The following is a 15135-nucleotide window of genomic DNA, read 5'->3' on the forward strand; positions in this document are numbered from 1 at the left end:
GCAGCGGGTGGACAGTTCAGGCAGCGGGACGCACGGCTGCGACAATCGGCTGGTAATATCCGGTCGCAGCCGGCGGCAGGATTTGCACCTGCTTAAAGCCGGCCTTGCTCGCATGAGCAGCCACTTCCTGCGGCGTAATCGCGCGATAGCGGCCGGCAAAGTGGCTGGTCTTCCATGCCATGTCCGGCATCTGGCGCGTGATATACAGATGGAGCATGTAACGGCGCTCATCCAGCCAGTCCCACACCTGATGCACGATACGGCGGCGGCCGTCGTCCATGAACATGGCCGGCGGCATGATGCCCGGCCGCTGCTCCATCAACGGCCCGTAGTCACGCAGGCTGAGCATGAGCCTGCCGCCGGGCCGCAGCCTCTGGTACATCGCCACCAGCGCCTGGTCGATATCTTCTTCGCTATCGAGATGCGGCAAGGCGTTATCGAAAGCCAGCACCACGCCGTATTCACCAGAGGCCGAGGTGTGCAGCAGGCGCATGTCATCCGTGCGGAATGGAATAGACAAACCACGCTTGCCTGCTTCCAGCCTAGCGCGCTCGATCTCGGCCGCGGAAAGATCGCTGCCTTCGACCTGATAACCGTGGCCTGCCAGTCCCAGCGCCTGGGTGCCGATGCCGCAGGCGCAATCCAGCACCTTGCCGGCCGCGGCCGGCGCTGGCAGCAGTGCGGACAAAATCATTCCCTGCTGTTCTATGGTTGCAGCCCAGTCGGCGAAAATCAGATGATAGGCGGAGGCCATGTCATCGTAGAAGGTATCGGCAATCTGCATCAAGGACCCGCCTTCTTGGCGGGCAAGGTAGGCAACAACGGGCGCATCGGCATTCCCCTTTTGGTCCGGTGACGTCGGGTTAATTTAACACGGATAAACGGCATGGATGACAGTTTGCCATCCATGCCGTCGGCGTGATTTTGCCGCCGCAGTGCTTCGTCAAAACCTAGAAGTTCGCCCCGTTGGCGCGCATATAGGTCTTGACGTTGTCGAAAGTGACCCTGCCAGCGTGATTGACATCGATCTGCTCGAAATTATTGGCGACAAAGCCGAAGCCCGCCTGCTGCGCCTGGGTCTTGGTGACGGAACCGCTGTTGCTGCTGTCGGCTTCGCTGAACTTCGCTTGCAGTTTCTGCAAGGCCCGTTCTTGCAGCGAAGCGCCGGCCGCGGCTGGCTTGGCGGCGACGCGGGCGGCGGCTTTGACGTGCGCCGGCACGTAAGGATCGCCCAGTTGCGCCATGCCCTGGCGTGCCGGTGTAGTGGTGGCGTTGACCGTGCTTTGCGCCAGCGCCGCAGCAGGCAGGATGATGGCGAGAGACGAAACTGCCACGAGTGTCAGGAATGATTTCATATCAGCTCCAGTACCTATCAGATTGAATGGTCAGCAGGATGTGCGAAATATCCGCGCGCATCATGAGCGGCTGTCGTAATACCGCACCAGATCGCTTTTCATCATCAGGCGCGACGGATCGAACAGGTAAATCATGTGGCCGCCGCGATAGTGCGTGATCTGCAAGCCGGAAATCGGACCGAGACGGCCCAGGTCGAGCTCCGTATTGTAGAAAGGCGTGGCGAGGTCATGGTAGCCATTCGCCGACAATACCTTGAGCTTGGGATTCTGGTAGATGGCTGCCGCCAGGTCGGGAATCGTATCCGGCAGAGGCAGGCCATCGTGGGTCCAGACCCAGTTCTGGATGGTGTCGCCGTTTTCTATATTGTAGGTCGAGACCGCGGTGTATTTCAAACCGTGCGGCAGATAGTCATTCATGCGATCGGTGAACGGCTGTGTGATCAGGGTGCTGGAAGGATCGCCATCGGCCGCCAGCGGGCTGCCATTGACCGCCACCACCCGGCCGTCATAGCGGCCGATCACGGAACCGGGAATCAGGTTGGCGCGGAAAGTGGTTTCATCCAGGTTGAAATCGGCCTTCCATTGCGGCACCGTATAGCCGCTGTTGAAGAACAGCTGGTTCAGCAGGTCGGCCGAGGGCTGCGTATTCGAAGCCAGGAAGGCATCCACTGCAGGCTCATAGCCGCCGGCCACGAAGGTGCGCATCTGTTTGGCGAATTTGGTGAGATTGGTCGGCGGCGGCGTCACCAGGTTGAAATAGGCTCCCACTGCGGCATAGCCTGGGAAGTACGGTCCATACGAGCCGCCGTTAAAGTCGGCGTTCGAGTTGTAGTTCAGGATCGCCGATTGCAGCACCACGCCGGTCAGCTTGGTGCCGGCCATTTCCAGCAGGTTGGCGAGGACGTCGGTGCGCGGCGTGCCATACGATTCGCCAAACAGGTACTTGGGCGATTCCAGCCGGTGATTGGCATTAAGGTAGCGCGTGACGAAATCCCGGAACACCGCCGCATCGCTGTCCACACCCCAGAAAGTCTGGTTGGTGTTGGGGCTGATGGCTTCGGAGAAACCGGTGCCGACCGCATCGATGAACACCATGTCGGTAGTATCGATCAGGCTTTGCTTGTTGTCGACAAACGGGAAAGGCAGCGGCTCCGTAGTGGCCGGATCGCCGGTCACGATGCGCTTGGGGCTGAAGGAGCCGAGGTGCAGCCATACCGACGATGAGCCCGGGCCGCCATTATAGAAAAAAGTGACCGGCCGCTTGCCGGCATTCTGTTTGTCAGCGGTATAGGCAACGTAGAAAATCGAGGCTTCCGGCTTGCCGGTTTTCGGATCGGCGGCAGTCAGATGGCCTGCGGTCGCCGTGTAGTGGATGGTCCTGCCGTTGATCGAAATGCTGTTGTGGGTGACCGCGGCGTTTTCCGTCACCTGCGCGGCAGCGAGCGCATCGCCGGCGCCGAAGCCATATAGCGTCTTGTCGTTATAAGGCTGGTCGGCCGGCGGCCGCACCGCTGCCACCTCGCTTTGCGGGGCCTCCTGCGCCAGCGCCTGATGGGCGGCAAATGCCAACGCACATAATTGTAGGGAAACGGCCAGGCCAAACAGTAGTTTTCGTTTAATCGACATGTAGTCCTCGCAAGTTGTATTCACCGATGCTGCCGGCGGCAAACAATAAAAATCCCACCTGTGACAAGCGGCTGACGCTGGTCACGGGAATTCGACATCGACACAGGACCGGGGCCTGAGTCAGTCATGCATATGCAAGTTGTATTTTTACGGACTGAAAGGAAGTGGTGAAACGGGTAAAAATTTGTTGTCGTATGACAATATATGCAAAGAACGCGAGGTATTCAAGGTGGCGGCCAGCAAGTTCGTGAAATTTATTTCCTGCCGCTGCACAGCCATATACAGACCTGTATGTACTGATACCCTATGCGCAAATATTACCAGTTGCGCAGGCAGGCTTGCATGCGATTTGCGGTGCCGTCGCTGAAGGCATGCCGGCGTCAGCAGCAAGCGCTTTGACGACGATCAAGGCTCGCGCCGCTTCGATCCGTCCGTTGCTGTCGGGACCTCGGTAGAGTCGCTCCGCCGCGCAAATGCCAAATTGGCGAAAATGCTGATCGCGACGCCGCTCGTGCCAATCACAATGAGTAAAATTTCGGACATAGATTCCCCTTATCGTCCTGGTGAAAGCACCAGCGATTTTTATGTTGACCACCTCGAAAAGCCAAGGTAAAACAGCTTGGCGGCAATGCGCCGAACACGATATCGGCAAGCGTCGCATGCCTTCACTGTAGCGTTACAGGCAAGGCCAGCGCCAATACCGAATATGGCGGCCATCTATCTCGAAACGGCATAGCAATGATTTCACTCAGACAGCTCAAGTATTTCGTCGAAATTGTCGACGCCGGCAGCTATACCCGCGCCGCCGAGCACTTGTTCATCGCGCAGTCGGCCTTGAGCCGGCAGATGAAGGAACTGGAAACCGACATGCAGGTCAGCCTGCTGCAGCGCGATTCGCGCCATATCGAGCTGACCGAGGCGGGACAGCTGTTCTATGAAAGAAGCAAACGGATCCTGGAAGATATCGAAGACGCCATTGTCCAGGCGCATCAGGTCGGCAAGGGCGAACAGGGCCGCATCCGCGTACTGCATTCGAGTTCGGTCACCTTATCCGCCGCCATGGGCAATATTTTCAATACGCTGCTAATGCAGTTTCCCGGCGTATCGCTGGATTTTTCCCGCGCGCCATCCGAACACCAGGCGCTGGACATCGACGAAGGCCGCGCCGATTTCGGTCTGGTGCGGCTGCCGATTTTGCGCCAGCTGCCGAATATCCAGGTCAAGAAAGTGTTTTCTGAAAAGCTGGTGGTGGCGCTCTCCAAGGACCATCGCTTTGCGCACAAAGGCACAATCGGCATCGCCGAGCTGCGCGACGAACACTTTGTGTCGGTACCGCACAAGGATCGCGGCGGTCTCAGCTACCTGGTAGCGGCGCTGTGCATGCGGCATGATTTTTTCCCCAAGGCTTCGCGCGCCACCTCGCGCAAGGCTTCGCTGCTGAATCTGATTGAAGCCAACCTGGGGATTGCAATCGTGCCGGAAAGCATGCAAGAGATCGCGCCGACGGGGATCCGTTTCCTGCAACTGCCGCCACAGGATGCGCAGTCCGACGTTGCCGTGATTTACCGGCGCGATGCCGCACCCATGGTGGCCGCCTTTATCGCCGCATTCCTGCAGCTGATGCCGCATGCGGAGCAAGCCTGAGCGGCTTGGCCATCACAAGCGCTGCAGCCAGTTGACGATACCCTGCAACGAACGGAATTCACTCACCGAGCGGCATGCAATATGCGGATGGCGCGCCGCCAGCATGCGCGACAGCGCTGCCCCCGGTCCCAGTTCCAGCGCCGCCGTAATGCCGCGCTCGGCGCAGGCATCCATGCAAGCGCTCCAGCGGATGGTGTGCGCCATCTGTCGCGACAGAGTCTCTATCGCTTGTTCTTTTCTTGTCAGGATACGGGCATCAAGGCCGGACAGCAGCGGCAGCGAGGGGTCGCGCGACAATTGCAGCTTGAGCTGCTGCGCAAACGGCGCCACTGCGGCTGCCATCAAGGGAGTATGCGAAGCCACCGTCACCGGTAGCAGCGTTATTTTTCCGCCCTGCCTTTCGATTTCGGCGGCAGCGCCCGGCAAATCCTGCTGCAGGCCGCCCACGATGCAGCTGTCGGCATCGGTTTCAATCGCCACGTACATGTGCTGCGACGCCAGCAAGGCTGCCAGCGGCCGCAAGGCGATGCCGCTGACGGCAAACAAGACTTGCGGCGACCCTGGCTGCGGACATGCGTCCATCAGCTGCGCCCGCGCCTGCGCCAGGGCGATCGCCTGCGGCGCGGACATGGCGCCTGCGACGTGCCAGGCCGCCAGCTCTCCTATACTGTATCCGGCCACCAGTTCAGGGGCCGGCAATTGCGCCTGCAATGCAGACCAGATGGTGGCCGTCGCAGCCACGATCAGCGGTTGGGCCAGGCGGTTGGAGAACAGCAGATCCTGGTCCGACAGGACCTCTGGCAGCGACCGGCCGGGTATTACCGCCGCCAGCCACGGATCCAATAATTGCGCCAGCAACCGGGCGCTTGCGGGATCGCTGCACGCCAACTCGAACATCGCCGCATGCTGGCCGCCCTGTCCTGAGCACAGCAGCGCCAGCCGCGGCGTCATGGCTGACTCTCCGCGGTTTGCTTTGGTTGCGGCTTAACGCAGTACGTAGCCATCCTTGCCGATCACGGTCAATTCAATGAAATTCAGGCCGTCGCGGCTGTTCGGGCCATATTTGAGGGCCATGCCGCCGATATCGTAACCGCCCATGCTTTCCAGGCCGCTGACCAGGCTGTCGCGGGTCGGCTTGTTGCCGGCGCGGCGCAAGCCTTCCACCAGCACCTTGGCCGAGATGAACCCTTCCAGCGTCGGGTAGGAATCGGACAATTCGCTGCGGGTCTTCAGCGCGGTCATGAATTCCTTGGAAATCTGCGTGCTGGAGCTTCTTGGATTCGGAAACACTTGCGTCATGCCCAGGCCGCGCGCGTCTTTCCCCAGGCCTTGCAGAAACACCTGCGAGCTGACGTTGGACAAGGTGATCAGCTGCTGCTGGCCGCCGGCTTCGCGATACTGCTTGATGAAGGCGCCGCACGGCTTGGCGGTGCAAATCATCAGGACTGCCTGCGGCTTGGCATCGAAAATCTTCTTGACCGCGCCTTCCACCGCCACGGTGTTGCGTTCATAGTTGGCGACTACCGGCTCCGGCAATTTATTCTTCTTGATCGCCTGCTTCAAGCCTTCCAGCGCGTCATTGCCGAAGGAATCGTTGGAGACCAGCACCGCATAGCGCTGCAGGCCCATGCCCGACAGCTGCTCGATCGCGGTGCCGACTTCGTCGCGGTACTTGGAACGCACATTGAACAGATAGTGCTGCATAGGCTCGTGCAGCGAAGTCGCGCCGCTGACCGGCGCAATCAGCGGCACCTTGGCGTCGTTGATGGCGCCCAGGATGGATTCGGTGGTCGGTGTGCCGCGATACAAGAACAGCGCGAACGCATTCTTTTCATTCAGCAGCTTGCGGGTATTCTCGACAGTGCGCTTCGGCTCGAAACCGTCGTCCAGCGATTCCAGCACGATCTTGCGGCCGAACACGCCGCCTTGCTTGTTGACGATATCGAAATACAGCTGGGCGCCGGCAGTGGCTTGCTTCACTTCTTCCGCCGTGGTGCCGGTAAAACCGGCAGACTGGCCGATCACGATGGTGTTGCTGGTGATGCCCGGTTCCGCGATAGCGCTACCAGCCGCAAGCAAGCCAAACAGGCCCAATGCGCTGATGCTGACAGCCAAAGACAACTTCTGATGCACTTTCATTTGTTCTCCAGAGATATTCGTCGACGCAGTATCTGCATGGGAGGCCGCCCGCTCAACGCAAGTAGCTCAATCCATGCAGCAAATAAGTGGCTGCCAATAAATCGGCAGCGCCACCGGGCGACAGCTTATCCTGAATAAATACTTTATGGCAACTAATTGCGTGTTCACGCCAATCTTTTGTCGCACTGCCTCCCATTTCCAGGAAAGCCCGCGCACATGTTTTTACCTTGTCGACCGCCGCCGGGCCGCCCCGATGGTAGAGATTGGTGTCGCTGATGCTGGCCATGAGGACGAACAAGGCATCCACCGCGGCGGCGTCGTAGCCGCGGCCGGCTCCCAGCGTCGACAGGAAGCGCGGCAAAGCCGCCTCGAACAGCGAGGGAAATCCCAGCGCCGCTTCTTCGCTGGCGCCGCTGACTGCATATTTTTCCGCCGCCAGCCGTCCATGGGAGGGTTCGACGCAATGCGGGATCGCTGCCCTTTCCTGCATATGCCGGGTCAAGGCATCACCCCACTGTATCAGCAATGTGGCGCGGATGGCCGGCGCCGACAAGGACATGCTGCGGCCATGGCAATAGCCGGCCGCGGCGCACAGCATGCCGAGGCAAAAAATCGCGCCGCGATGGGTATTGACGCCGGCGGTCGCCTTCAGCATGGTCTGTTCGGCGCTAATGCCGAGTTGCCGCAATACGGCGAATTCCTTGCCTGCCATGCCAGCCTGCGTGATGCGAACAAAATAATGGCGCAGCGAAAACAGGCTGCGCATGAATGTGCCGGCATCCATGTCGCTGTGGCTGCCGTTGTCTACCAGGGACACCAGGCCGGGCTTCGGATACAACTGCAATTCGCGATACAGGCTGCGCAAGGCGAGCCGCGCGACTTGCTGGCAGAAGGCTTGCTGCTGGCGCGCGCTTTGTTGCGGCAGGCCATGCCGGCGCAACTGCGGCGAGGCTGGCGGGCGCAGAGCGGGATGGCGGGCCGCGCTTGTCACGTCGATTTTCATGCCGGTTCCAGGCTGGCGATCAGGCTGGCCAGCGTGCTCAGCTGTACCGAGACTGCCGTCTTCACCAGCACGCGCGCTACAATGCCGCCTTCAGCGCCGGCCTGCATGGCTTGCCAGCACTCCTTCCAGGCCACGGCCCGGCCGTCCGGAAAGATCACTTCGCCATCCAGCGGCAAGCGTGCCGCATGCTGCGCCAGCAAGGCCATCCCGCGCGAAAATTCCAGCGTGCTCCTAGGCGCAAACAACAGGTCGATATCCGAAGCGGCGGTGACATAGTTTTGCCGGGTCAGGACTTGCCAGGCCCAGGAACCGTACAGCCGCAGCGCGATGCCGCTATGCAGGCAATCGCCGGCAAACGCGCGCAACGGACCGCTCCAGCCAGCTGGCATGTGCGCCAGCGCCTGACGCAGCGTCAGCGGCTCTTCAATCCGTTCGACATCTGCCAGTTGCGCCCGCAGCGGAATCCTCAGCTTATCGCCGTTGCCGTCCGGCGGCAGCGCCAGTCCCAGGCACAACTCATGTTCCGGTGTATCCGCTTCGCGCCGCCGCAGCACCAGCGGCCAATCCTCCTGCCGCCAGCGTTCCAGCGTCGCGCGGCAATCCGCCGCCACTGTCTGCGCCGCCCGCTGCCAGCCGTCGGCGCTGAGCCAGACCAGGTTATGGCGCGTTAGCACTCAACACCGCCTGCGCTACTGGAAAAGCCTGGCTGCGGCCGCCGCGCTGCAAACCTGCGGCGCTGCGCCGGTCCTGCGGGTTGACGTCGCGCAAGGCCTGGGCCATCTGCAGGGCGAGATCGCCATCCCAGATCGCATCGATGCCGCCCATATGCAAGTAATTCACCGGTCCCGGCGCAAACACCGGATTGCTCTTGGCCAGTTCCGTCAGGCGCTCCAGCGGCACCTTGGTGATGCGCGCCATGGCTGGCAAGCCCATCACCCGGATGGTCGCCTGCGGCAAGGCAAAACAGGCGTCGGCCATCAGGCCGCTGGTGATGAAGCCGCCCGACAGCGCCTGGTCGTACACCAGGCCGATGATCTTGTGTCCCTGGCTGCGCGCCAGCGCGATGCATTTCCCCAGATGCGCCATATAGCTGTTAATGCCCAGCATTTCATCGCGATGGCGCAGGCGCTGGCCTTGGGTATCGACCAGGATGACGATAGGCCGCTGCGGGAAATTGCGCACCGTGGCCAGCACCGCCTGCGCCTGCAGCAAGGCGATTTCGACGCCGATCGGCGCGTGGCCGCTGCTGCCGATCACGTTCACCGCAGCACCGTCGACTTGCGCGGTGCCGGTCAGGAAATTATCCTGCTCGACGATGGTGTGGCCTTGCGGGAAAAGCTGCGCGGCTAAGGACATCCAATCCATTCACGGCCTCCGTCGCAGTTGTGCTGTGGCGGCGACAAAGGCGTCGGCTTCCAGCATGGGAAGATTGACCGCATCCACGACGCCGATTTTTTGCCAGATGTCGAGCGGGTCGACGGCGGCGCCGAAGGCATCGACGCGGTCCTGTAAAAACTGCTGTTCGGCTTCCAGCGCCTCCAGCGTCAAGGCGATCGCGCCAGCCGCGGCATGGCATTCCTGCATCAAGGCAAAGGCCGCCTGCCGGAACGCGGCGCTGTCGTCGGCCACCAGCATCTGGCAATCGCCCAGCAGATAGCGGTGCTTGCCGCCGGTGGTGCGCCAGACCAGCGCGCGGTCGCGTGCATCGAACTCTTCGACGCCGTTGGCGGTTTCTATCACTTCCGGTCCGGACATCGCCAGCCGCCCTTCTTCCGACATCACAATCGCATTGGCGCAGCAGGCGACGATGCCCATGCCGCCGAAACAGCCGTTGGAACCGCCGACCAGCACGATCACCGGGATGCCGGCGGCGCGCACCTCAAGCAAGGCGCGCATCACTTCGGATACCGCAATCAGGCCGGCATTGGCTTCGTGCAAGCGCACGCCGCCGCTTTCCAGCAGCAGCAATACCGCATACGGACGCTCCAGCAGTGCGCGCTGCAGCAGGCCGGTCAGTTTGGCGCCGTGCACCTCGCCCACCGCGCCGCCCATGAAACCGCCCTCTTGCGTCGCCACCAGTATCGGCTCGCCGAACAGCCGCCCGGCGCCGATGGCGACGCCGTCGTCGAACGACACCGGCGCATCCAGCTGGCCCAGGTGCGGGCTGACGATGCGCAGCGATGGCGGCAGGAATTCGCTGAAACTGCCGGCATCCAGTACCGCATCCAGGCGCTCGCGCGCATGCGCTTCCAGATAACTGTTCATGGTTGCGCTCCCAGCGCCGCTTCCACCGCCTGGTCCAGGCGCAGGCTGACCACTGCCGGCGTCGCTCCCATGTCGTTGATGGCGATGCGCGTATCGGCCAGTTGCCAGCGCTGCTGGAAATCCGCCAGCACTGCTTGCCAGATCTTGCCGAAGCCGCGCGCGGCAGTCCTGATTTCAATCGTGCAGGCGCCGTTCAGTGACGCCGATTCGATCAGTACTTCCAGATTGCCCGAGCTGACAACGCCCGACAGCTGCGCCGTGGCGGGTAGCTGACGCTGGCCGTGTTCAAAACGAAAATTCAAGGTTTCCATCGCAACGCCCTATCACCTTTACCGGTTAGTTTCACCAGTTCCTGAAACGCTTCGGCGGCTGGTACAAGCCGCCCGAGGCACGCACCAGGTCTTTCATGTTCTTGGCCGCCAGCAGGTCGCGCGTGGCCAGCCGCTTGTCGATGCCCAGATCTTCCGGGCGCCGGATGATGCCGCGGTCGCGCAGGTTTTCGACCATGCGCTTGTCGCGTCCCAGGCCGATGGCGGTATAGCCGGCGACGCCGCGCACGGCCTGCTCGCGCTCTTCATCGCTGCGGCACAGCAGCAAGTTGGCCAGCCCTTCTTCGGTCAGGATGTGGCTGACGTCTTCACCGTAGATCATCACCGGTGGAATCGCCATGCCGGCCTGCTCGGCCAGTTCCCAGGCATCCAGCTTTTCGACGAAGGCCGGCTGCATGTGTTCGCGAAAGGTCTCGGCCATCTGCACCACCAGCTTTTGCCCGCGCGGGATCAGATTCCTGCCGTCGCGCGCCTGCTGGCCGGCTTTCAGCCAGGCCGGGCTGGCGTGACGCCGCCCGCGCGCATCGGCGCCCATGTTGGGCGCGCCGCCGAAGCCGGCAATGCGGCCAGCGGTGGCGGTAGACGAATTGCCCTGCAAATCGATCTGCAAAGTGGAGCCGATGAACATGTCGCAGGCGTAGTGGCCGGCCATCTGGCTGAAGGCGCGGTTGCTGCGCATCGAACCGTCGGCGCCGACGAAAAATACGTCGGAGCGGGCCCGGATGTAGTCTTCCATGCCGAGTTCGGAACCGAAAGAATGAACAGACTCGACAAAGCCGGCCTCGATCGCCGGGATCAGCGCCGGGTGCGGATTGAGCGCCCAGTGCTGGCAGATCTTGCCCTTCAGTCCCAGCGATGCAGCGTAGGTCGGCAGCAGCAGCTCGATGGCGGCTGTGTCGAAACCGATGCCGTGGTTGAGGCGCTGGATTTCATACTCGGCATAGATGCCCTTGATGGCCATCATCGCCATCAATACCTGGATGTCGGAGATCTGCGCCGGGTCGCGCGTGAACAGCGGTTCGATATAGTGCGGCGTCGGCGCCTGCACCACGAAGCCGACCCAGTCTGCCGGGATATCCACCCGCGGCAGGACATCGACGATTTCATTGACCTGGGCGATCACGATGCCGCCGCTGAAGGCCGTGGCTTCGACGATCGCCGGCGTGTCTTCGGTATTCGGCCCGGTGTACAGGTTGCCGTGGCGGTCCGCCGCCTGCGCCGCCACCAGCGCCACGCGCGGCGTCAAGTCGACGAAGTAACGGCCGAACAATTCAAGATAGGTATGGATGGCGCCGATGTTCAGTTTGCCGGCCGCGACCAGCCCTGCCAGGCGCCCCGCCTGCGGCCCAGAGAAAGAAAAATCCAGGCGCGCGGCGACGCCGCTTTCAAAGATGTCCAGGTGCTCCGGCAAGGCCAGCACCGACAGCAGCATGTGCAGACCGTTGACGCGCGCCGGATCGAGTTTGGCCAGCGCCTTGGCGAGGAAGTCGGCCTGCTTCTGGTTATTCCCTTCCAGGCAGACCTTGTCGCCGGTTTCCAGCACGCTGTACAGCAGGTCCTGGATGCGGCCGGTTTCCACTACCTTGCCCTGGCAGCCGCTGCCGAGTGTCTCGGCGGCGCGCCGCAGGCGCTGCTCGCGATTGGCGTTGCGCAGGTCCCAGCGGCGGCCGTCCATATTATCTGGCTCCCATCAAGATATCCGGCAAGCCGGTGACGATGCCCGGAAACAGGCACAGCAGGATGATCGCCGCGAACATCAGCAGCAGGAACGGCAGCGTGCCCTTGATCACGTCGGACAGCGGAATGTCGGGCGCGATGTTCTTGATCACGAACAGGTTGAGGCCGACCGGCGGATGGATCAGGCCCATTTCCATCACCACCGTCATCACCACGCCGAACCAGATCAGGTCGAAACCGGCTTCGCGCAGCGGCGGCAGGATGATCGGCGCGGTCATCAGGATGATGGACACCGGCGGCAGGAAGAAACCGAGCACGATCACCATCAGCAGGATCACCGCCAGCAACAGCCATTTCGAAAGGTGCAGGGCGACCACCCATTGCGCCGCCGACTGGCTGATGTGCAGGTAGCTCATCACATACGAGTACAGCAAGGACATGCCGATGATCAGCAGCAGCATGCAGGATTCCTTGATGGTCGAGTTCAGGAACGGCATCAGGTCGCGCGGCCGCCACATGCGGTAGACCACGGCGATCAGCACGATCGCCAGCAAGGCGCCGAGGCCGGCAGTCTCGGACGGCGTGGCGAAGCCGCCGTACAACGCAATCATGACGCCGATCAGCAAGATCAGGAACGGCAGCACGCGCGGCAGCATCTCAACCTTCTGGGCAAGCGTGAAATGTTCATCATCCAGATAGGCCGACTTGACGCCGCCCTGGCGATAGATCTCGTGCGCCAGCCGGTATTCCTTGCGGGCACGGTAGACCGCGTAGCCGGCGAACATGACTACCAGCAGGACGCCGGGGCCGATGCCGGCCAGGAACAAACGTCCCAGCGATTGTTCCGACGCCACCGCGTACAGGATCATGGTGATCGATGGCGGCAGCAGGATTCCCAGGGTGCCGCCGGCGGCGATGATGCCGGCCGCGAATCCCGGCGAGTAGCCGCGCCGGCGCATCTCCGGGATGCCGGCGGAACCGATCGCCGAACAGGTCGCCGGGGAGGAACCGGCCATTGCCGCAAACAAGGCGCAGGCAAAGACGTTGGCGATGCCGAGGCCGCCCGGAACCCGGCTCAGCCAGGCGTGGATCGCCGAGTACAGGTCGCGCCCGGCCGGCGATTTGCCGATAGCCGCACCCTTCAAGATGAACAGAGGGATGGAGAGCAAGGTGACGGAGGCGATTTCCTCGTAGACGTTTTGGGTGACGGTATCCAGCGAAGAAGCCGGCATGAAGAAATACATGAAGCTGGTCGCAACCACGCCGAGCGCAAAGGCAATCGGCATGCCGGAACACATCACGACAATCGTGACGATGCCATACAGGGCACCAAGGGCAAGCGGACTCATTACACTCCCGTGACGGTTGGTTGGTTGGCGCCGCGATCGGTCAGGCGCGTCAGCACCTGCGCCAGGATCTGCAAGGTCAGCACGGTCATGCCGAGCGCCATCAAGGAATAAGGAATCCACAGCGGCGGTGCAAACGTGGACGAGGTAGTCTGGCCTTCGGACCAGGCTTCATGGAACAAGGTCCATGACTTCCACGAAAAGAAACCGCAGAACAGAAAAGACACCACATCGACCAGCAGCAGGCGCACTGCGTTGACCGCGGCCGGCAGGATCGAAGACAAGGCTTCGATGCCGATATGGCCGCGATACGATTGCGCATAGCCGGCGCACAGGAAGATCACGCCGACCAGCATGAAGACGGTGGCGTCGTCCTGCCAGTCGGTCGGCACGTGGAAGAAATAGCGCGCCACCACGGAATACGTCATGATCAGCGCCGTCAGCATTAGCGCTACCATCGACAGGTACAAGGCAAGTTTATTGAAGCGTGCCAGTGTGCCGGCTAGCACTGCCACTACCGGATTATCCGGCATGGCAGGCAGGTCGGCAGCGGTCGGCTTCGCGTCGAAGCCGTGGCTCATAGGAGTTTCTCAGCCAGTTTCAGCAGCTTGGCGCAATTTTCGTTTTTGGCCGCATAGTCTTTCCAGGCGGTGTTGCGCGCAATGTCCTGCCATTTCTTGACAGTAGCGGCATTCAAGTCGACCACCTTGGCGCCGGCCTTCTGATAGACCGCCGCGACGCCGGAATCGTCCAGCCGCGCCGCGCTTTCAGCGAATTTTTCCATGTCGGCGCCGACCGCCATCACCGCCGCCTGCTGCTCCTTGGTCAGGCGGTCGAAGGTGGCTTTCGAGATCATCAGCGGTTCCAGCATGTACCAGTAAGCCTTGTCGCGGCCGCTGGTCAGGCTCTTCGATACTTCTTCCAGGCGGAAGGAAATCAGCGAGGTCGAGGATGTCATGGCGGCGTCCATCGCGCCAGTCTGCATCGCTGCATAGATTTCATTGGACGGCAGCGTCACCACCGCGGCGCCGGCTTCCTTCAGGATCAGGTCCATCTCGCGCGAACCGCCGCGTATCTTCAAACCCTTGGCGTCGGCAGGGTCGACGATCGGCTTGGTGCGGGAAGCAACGCCGCCAGCCTGCCAGATCCAGCTGACGATGATCACGCCCTTTTCCAGCAGGATGCGCGACAGTTCCTTGCCGACTTCCGCATTCTTCCAGGCCGCGCCTTGCTCGTACGAGGTGACCAGGCCAGGCATCAGGCCGATGTTCACTTCCGGCACTTCGCCGCCGGCGTAGTTGAGCGGCACCAGCGAGAAATCCAGCGCGCCCTTGCGCAGCGCGGAGAACTGGGAGTTGGTTTTCATCAGGGAGGAGCCCGGATAAATCTCGAATTTCAGACTGCCGTTGGTGCGCTTGCCTACTTCCGCGGCAAACATGCGAGTCAGGCGGTCGCGGAAATCGCCTTCACTGATGCTGCCGCCGGGAAACTGATGGGATATCTTAAGAGCGCTGGATTGCGCCCAGACTGACGACATGGACCAGAACGGCGTGCTCGCGAGTGCGCCCAGCACGGTTCTTCTGCTGACTAAAGACATATCCCCTCTCCTCGGTGGAAAAACTATCGATACAATTTTAGCTACTTTTCATGCGGTTATTGCTGAAGATAGATGCTATGTATTCTTATTGCACTTCCTTGTATACACAATATTCCATAAAACATTTTTATGTCAACGAATAAATACGCCTTAC

The 15135-nt window shown here is 61.5% G+C and carries 15 protein-coding genes; 1 reads left to right on the forward strand and 14 read right to left on the reverse strand.

All coding sequences use genetic code 11. The features are described 5' to 3' along the window. Positions 1–16: 16 nt before the first annotated feature. The 3 genes from BCF11_RS26515 to BCF11_RS26525 all read right to left on the reverse strand — a co-directional run bounded on the left by BCF11_RS26515 (position 17) and on the right by BCF11_RS26525 (position 2981). The gene (locus tag BCF11_RS26515) at positions 17–784 is read right to left on the reverse strand and encodes a bifunctional 2-polyprenyl-6-hydroxyphenol methylase/3-demethylubiquinol 3-O-methyltransferase UbiG (protein WP_098497844.1); all 768 of its coding nucleotides are present in this window, start codon (positions 782–784) and stop codon (positions 17–19) included. Between the two features lie 166 nt (positions 785–950). Further along, positions 951–1355 (reverse strand): EF-hand domain-containing protein, encoded by a 405-nt coding sequence (locus BCF11_RS26520; protein WP_098497845.1) that lies wholly within the window; start codon positions 1353–1355, stop codon positions 951–953. A gap of 60 nt (positions 1356–1415) precedes the next feature. After that, a complete protein-coding gene (locus BCF11_RS26525; protein WP_098497846.1) occupies positions 1416–2981 on the reverse strand; it encodes a S10 family peptidase in 1566 nt (521 codons plus the stop codon). A 738-nt stretch (positions 2982–3719) separates the two neighbouring features. On the opposite strand from BCF11_RS26525, the gene BCF11_RS26530 reads away from it, so the two are divergent. Beyond that, entirely contained in the window at positions 3720–4625 is a 906-nt protein-coding gene (locus BCF11_RS26530) for a LysR family transcriptional regulator (protein WP_098497847.1), read from the forward strand. A 12-nt stretch (positions 4626–4637) separates the two neighbouring features. Here BCF11_RS26530 and BCF11_RS26535 read toward each other — a convergent pair whose 3' ends face one another. The 11 genes from BCF11_RS26535 to dctP are packed head-to-tail and all read right to left on the reverse strand — an operon-like array spanning position 4638 to position 14981. Beyond that, positions 4638–5576 (reverse strand): ACP S-malonyltransferase, encoded by a 939-nt coding sequence (locus BCF11_RS26535; protein WP_098497848.1) that lies wholly within the window; start codon positions 5574–5576, stop codon positions 4638–4640. 33 nt (positions 5577–5609) lie between these two features. Beyond that, positions 5610–6764: an ABC transporter substrate-binding protein gene (locus BCF11_RS26540; protein ID WP_098497849.1), complete on the reverse strand. Its 1155-nt coding sequence runs from the start codon at positions 6762–6764 to the stop codon at positions 5610–5612. A gap of 52 nt (positions 6765–6816) precedes the next feature. Continuing rightward, complete coding sequence (gene mdcB, locus BCF11_RS26545; RefSeq protein ID WP_098497850.1) at positions 6817–7767, reverse strand: triphosphoribosyl-dephospho-CoA synthase MdcB; 951 nt, start codon at positions 7765–7767, stop codon at positions 6817–6819. Continuing rightward, positions 7764–8441, reverse strand: a complete 678-nt coding sequence (mdcG, locus tag BCF11_RS26550) for a malonate decarboxylase holo-[acyl-carrier-protein] synthase (RefSeq protein WP_098497851.1) — start codon at positions 8439–8441, stop codon at positions 7764–7766. Before mdcG ends, mdcB begins: the two co-directional genes overlap by 4 nt. Further along, on the reverse strand, positions 8425–9132 hold the full coding sequence (mdcE, locus tag BCF11_RS26555) for a biotin-independent malonate decarboxylase subunit gamma (RefSeq protein ID WP_098497852.1): 708 nt from the start codon (positions 9130–9132) through the stop codon (positions 8425–8427). Before mdcE ends, mdcG begins: the two co-directional genes overlap by 17 nt. Then, a complete protein-coding gene (locus tag BCF11_RS26560; protein ID WP_098497853.1) occupies positions 9133–10032 on the reverse strand; it encodes a biotin-independent malonate decarboxylase subunit beta in 900 nt (299 codons plus the stop codon). Next, complete coding sequence (gene mdcC / locus BCF11_RS26565; protein WP_098497854.1) at positions 10029–10343, reverse strand: malonate decarboxylase acyl carrier protein; 315 nt, start codon at positions 10341–10343, stop codon at positions 10029–10031. The genes BCF11_RS26560 and mdcC overlap by 4 nt, the downstream gene beginning before the upstream one ends. 31 nt (positions 10344–10374) lie before the next feature. After that, positions 10375–12036 (reverse strand): malonate decarboxylase subunit alpha, encoded by a 1662-nt coding sequence (mdcA, locus tag BCF11_RS26570; RefSeq protein ID WP_098497855.1) that lies wholly within the window; start codon positions 12034–12036, stop codon positions 10375–10377. A 1-nt stretch (position 12037) separates the two neighbouring features. Next, complete coding sequence (locus tag BCF11_RS26575) at positions 12038–13387, reverse strand: TRAP transporter large permease (protein ID WP_098497856.1); 1350 nt, start codon at positions 13385–13387, stop codon at positions 12038–12040. Beyond that, complete coding sequence (locus BCF11_RS26580; RefSeq protein ID WP_098497857.1) at positions 13387–13965, reverse strand: TRAP transporter small permease; 579 nt, start codon at positions 13963–13965, stop codon at positions 13387–13389. Before BCF11_RS26580 ends, BCF11_RS26575 begins: the two co-directional genes overlap by 1 nt. Further along, positions 13962–14981 carry a TRAP transporter substrate-binding protein DctP gene (gene dctP / locus BCF11_RS26585; RefSeq protein WP_098497858.1) on the reverse strand — a complete coding sequence of 340 codons (1020 nt, stop codon included), beginning with the start codon at positions 14979–14981 and terminating at the stop codon, positions 13962–13964. The genes BCF11_RS26580 and dctP overlap by 4 nt, the downstream gene beginning before the upstream one ends. Between the last annotated feature and the right edge of the window lie 154 nt (positions 14982–15135).

This window comes from Collimonas sp. PA-H2 (assembly GCF_002564105.1).
Taxonomy (GTDB): domain Bacteria; phylum Pseudomonadota; class Gammaproteobacteria; order Burkholderiales; family Burkholderiaceae_D; genus Collimonas.

Bases quoted from the DNA above. Each gene is read 5' to 3' on its own strand.
- mdcB (WP_098497850.1), bottom strand. From the start codon at position 7,767: ATGAAAATCGACGTGACAAGCGCGGCCCGCCATCCCGCTCTGCGCCCG.
- dctP (WP_098497858.1), bottom strand. From the start codon at position 14,981: ATGTCTTTAGTCAGCAGAAGAACCGTGCTGGGCGCACTCGCGAGCACG.
- BCF11_RS26530 (WP_098497847.1), top strand. From the start codon at position 3,720: ATGATTTCACTCAGACAGCTCAAGTATTTCGTCGAAATTGTCGACGCC.
- BCF11_RS26535 (WP_098497848.1), bottom strand. From the start codon at position 5,576: ATGACGCCGCGGCTGGCGCTGCTGTGCTCAGGACAGGGCGGCCAGCAT.
- BCF11_RS26525 (WP_098497846.1), bottom strand. From the start codon at position 2,981: ATGTCGATTAAACGAAAACTACTGTTTGGCCTGGCCGTTTCCCTACAA.
- BCF11_RS26520 (WP_098497845.1), bottom strand. From the start codon at position 1,355: ATGAAATCATTCCTGACACTCGTGGCAGTTTCGTCTCTCGCCATCATC.
- mdcA (WP_098497855.1), bottom strand. From the start codon at position 12,036: ATGGACGGCCGCCGCTGGGACCTGCGCAACGCCAATCGCGAGCAGCGC.
- BCF11_RS26575 (WP_098497856.1), bottom strand. From the start codon at position 13,387: ATGAGTCCGCTTGCCCTTGGTGCCCTGTATGGCATCGTCACGATTGTC.
- BCF11_RS26540 (WP_098497849.1), bottom strand. From the start codon at position 6,764: ATGAAAGTGCATCAGAAGTTGTCTTTGGCTGTCAGCATCAGCGCATTG.
- mdcC (WP_098497854.1), bottom strand. From the start codon at position 10,343: ATGGAAACCTTGAATTTTCGTTTTGAACACGGCCAGCGTCAGCTACCC.
- BCF11_RS26515 (WP_098497844.1), bottom strand. From the start codon at position 784: ATGCAGATTGCCGATACCTTCTACGATGACATGGCCTCCGCCTATCAT.
- BCF11_RS26580 (WP_098497857.1), bottom strand. From the start codon at position 13,965: ATGAGCCACGGCTTCGACGCGAAGCCGACCGCTGCCGACCTGCCTGCC.
- mdcE (WP_098497852.1), bottom strand. From the start codon at position 9,132: ATGGATTGGATGTCCTTAGCCGCGCAGCTTTTCCCGCAAGGCCACACC.
- BCF11_RS26560 (WP_098497853.1), bottom strand. From the start codon at position 10,032: ATGAACAGTTATCTGGAAGCGCATGCGCGCGAGCGCCTGGATGCGGTA.